This window comes from Dolichospermum sp. UHCC 0352 (assembly GCF_009711925.1).
GTDB lineage: Bacteria > Cyanobacteriota > Cyanobacteriia > Cyanobacteriales > Nostocaceae > Dolichospermum > Dolichospermum lemmermannii.
This window is the reverse complement of sequence record NZ_VIKY01000020.1, coordinates 1-3,352: the sequence shown is the minus strand read 5'-3', so window position 1 is coordinate 3,352 and position 3,352 is coordinate 1. Positions and strand designations below refer to the sequence as shown.

Sequence of the window (3,352 nt, the reverse complement as noted above, 5' to 3'; positions counted from 1 at the left end):
AATCATCGTCATAAAATGCCATTAAAAACCCATACTAAACGGCCTAAAAGTATTAGTTGTAGATGACGAAGTTGATAGCCGTGAATTTATTGCTACAGTTCTACAAGAATGCCAAGCGGAAGTTACAGCAGTATCATCAGCCCAAGAAGCTTTGGAAATGCTTACCCTGTGGACACCGGATGTTTTGATTAGTGATATTGGGATGCCAGGGGAAAATGGTTATTCATTAATTCGTAAAGTGCGATCGCTGTCCCCTGACAAAGGCGGAAATATTCCCGCAGCCGCATTGACAGCTTATGCTAGGGTAGAGGACAGGATGCAAGCCATACAAGCAGGATTTCAATTACATTTGCCCAAACCCATTGAACCAGTGGAATTAGCTACAGTTGTCGCCAGTCTGGTTAGACGCAATCTTCTGCATCCTGATTCATAGCCATAAACCTGGAATTTTGTGTTTAACTGCACCAGATCGAGATATAATTCATTGTCAATCAATAAAATCTCAAAACCTATTTTTTTGCATTCCATAAAAAAAATTTTCAGAACAGGCACTACTTTTGATTAAATCCGTCAAATATAGCAGATTACAGATTAATTAGGTACAGAATCTAAATTCAAAGCCATACAGCAAGTCAGTTTTACTCCTGACTCGGTGACTCGGTGACTCGGTGACTCCTGACTCATACTATATCATTGCCATAATTTCAAATTAAAATGAAATTCAATTTCTATTCATTTGGTTTTCAGAAAATACTGAAAAAGTCATTTCTGCCCTTGTTTTTAATTTCCTTACTCATAGTTTTATGGGGAAACACCTTTACACCTGTAACAGCCCAAACATCACGGCAAGAAATTCGTGGTGTATGGATGACAAATAATGATCTTGATATTCTTAAAGATAGGACTAAAGTTCAGGAAGCAGTCACACAACTCCAAAAACTCAATTTTAACACTATCTATCCCGTAGTTTGGAATTCTGGTTATGTCATGTATCCTAGTGAAGTAGCCAAGCGGTTAGAAATCCAACCGTTTGTCTTTCAAGGTTTAGATGGACATGATATTCTTGCCGATTTAATTAATAAATCTCATCGGCAAAATTTACTGGTAATTCCTTGGTTTGAATTTGGGTTTATGACTCCTCCCAGTTCAGAATTAGCAATGAATAAACCAGAATGGTTAACACAAAAAAAAGATGGTAATCAAACATCTATTAGTGCCGGCGGTGAGGTTTCATGGTTAAATCCGTTTCATCCAGAAGTACAACAGTTTATTAGCGATTTGCTTGTAGAACTTACTAACAAGTATGATCTTGATGGTATCCAATTTGATGATCATACCAGTTTACCTTCTGAATTTGGTTACGATAAATATACGGTTGCCTTATATCAAGAAGAAACTAAAAAAATGCCACCCAGTGATCCTCAAAACCCAGAATGGGTAAATTGGCGGGCAAATAAAATTACAGAATTCATGGTGAGACTTAATCAAACAGTCAAACAAATCAAACCGAAAATGATTTTTTCTGTTTCTCCTAATTACTATAATCATGCCTATAAATTTCAACTCCAAGATTGGTTGAACTGGGTACGATTAGACATAGTAGATGAGTTAATTGTGCAAGTTTATAAGGAAAATTTAGATCATTTTATTGGCAAGCTTTCCCGTCCAGAAATGGAAGAAGTAAAACAAAAAATTCCTGCGGGAATCGGTGTTATGGCAGGTTTAAGAACTAAACCCGTATCAATTCAACAGATTCAATCTCAAGTTCGTGCCGCCCAACAACGGGGACTGGGTGTAGCTTTTTTCTATTATGAAAGTCTTTGGAATACTGCACCAGAAGCATCAAGAGAACGTTTGGCTGGATTTAAAAGTTTATTTCCATATCCGGCATTACGAACGGCAGTGGAGTCTGGGGAAGGGGAAACAAAAGTAGAGTCAGTGCCATGGGAAACGAATCTAACTGTGACTGACAAAATACCATTTTAGTGTTTAAGCTTCCCCGGTCTGAAGACGCGGGGATTTCTGAAGAGTCCATAAAAGAACTTTCGTAGGCTGACTTAAACAACCTCTACCTACTCCAATTAAGTCAAACTTAAATATCGCAGCTACTTTTCTGATTATGTTGACCGCACCGTTGCAATCTGCATTAATTTTTGTGCCGTCCTGAGAACAGTACAAACCCCGGCTAATTCTTTTCCCTGACTCTTTCCACCCTTCGGGTTTTGCACCAAATGTAGGTAGAAAATCATTGTCTAGGAACGATGTCTTTGAGGTATAGGATTCTTCAGTTTCAACAAACTTGATACCGTATTGTTCACACAGTTGAGCAATGCGGTTTTTTAGTTTTGCAGTAGGGATTTGAACAAACTTTTGATTAAGTCCAGATTTGAGGGCATAGGGATATAAAAAGCGTCTATTCCAAACCACGCTTTTACCTTACTACCTAAAGGGAATCTCAATATTCCGTCCTTTAATTTTAAAGAACGCCCCGTAAAGGTTGCAATAGACATTACACTTTTACAGTAATTTGGTGGTTTAGGTTTTTGAGTTACCGTACCTTCTTTTATGCCTTTTAAAAGTCCAAAGTAAGACTTAAAAGATTCTGCAACAGTAGTTAAAATCTGTTGTGCTGTGTCCGAGTACAAAGCTTGATAATGGGCGTTTTTTTTTGGATAGTTCTTAATTGTTTATGCAGGTCGGCTTTACTTGGTATCTTGCCAGTTTTAAAATATAACTGACGAGAATAGTAAACACCGCAATTTGTCAGCTTTTTAGCTCCAGTACAAACATATTCCAATATGGCTTTTAAATCCTTATTCGGGCTAATTAATATCTGTTGGCAGCCGTACACAATTATTTTTACCTGTGTTATTTTCTTGACTTTTCCAATATAACTGAAACTGAGTTAGATTCTATTTGTCAATAGCAACGAGAAAACAACATGAAAACCACTTTGGAGTTTAGAACAAGCAACCATTCTAAAGGCAACGCTGTAGTTCATCTAGTCTGGATTCCCAAACGAAGAAGGAAGGTTTTATCTGGAGAGATAGCCAAGCGTCTTCGACAAATAATCAATGATTTAGCTCAAGAGAAGGATTGGGACGTTTTGGCTTTAGAAGTCGCGCCAGATCATGTCCATTTGTTTGTAGAGCATCAACCGGATATAGCCATTAACCAAGTTATTAAGGCGTTTAAAGGTCGGTCATCCTATCTATTGAGAAAAGAGTTCCCGGAGTTATTAAAACTTCCTAGCCTATGGACTAACAGTTATTTTTATTCGACGGCAGGTCAGGTTTGGGCAGATACAATTAGACGATACATAGGGGGTGCTGAAAAAGTTGTCTGTGAGGGC

General features: G+C 37.9%; 3 protein-coding genes and 1 pseudogene. 3 read left to right on the top strand and 1 reads right to left on the bottom strand.

Translation table 11 applies throughout. From position 1 onward, the window contains the following. Positions 1–28 precede the first annotated feature (28 nt). Both FJR06_RS01450 and FJR06_RS01445 read left to right on the top strand, forming a co-directional pair. Positions 29–433: pseudogene (locus tag FJR06_RS01450) on the top strand (response regulator); the annotation flags it as partial. A 281-nt stretch (positions 434–714) separates the two neighbouring features. Further along, a complete protein-coding gene (locus tag FJR06_RS01445) occupies positions 715–1,986 on the top strand; it encodes a glycoside hydrolase family 10 protein (protein ID WP_015081457.1) in 1,272 nt (423 codons plus the stop codon). Between the two features lie 3 nt (positions 1,987–1,989). Here FJR06_RS01445 and FJR06_RS24150 read toward each other — a convergent pair whose 3' ends face one another. Next, complete coding sequence (locus FJR06_RS24150) at positions 1,990–2,427, bottom strand: transposase (protein ID WP_235081899.1); 438 nt, start codon at positions 2,425–2,427, stop codon at positions 1,990–1,992. Positions 2,428–2,941: 514 nt separating this feature from the next. On the opposite strand from FJR06_RS24150, the gene tnpA reads away from it, so the two are divergent. Continuing rightward, positions 2,942–3,352 (top strand): IS200/IS605 family transposase (tnpA, locus tag FJR06_RS01435; protein ID WP_015081456.1); only part of this gene is annotated, 411 nt, incomplete at its 3' end.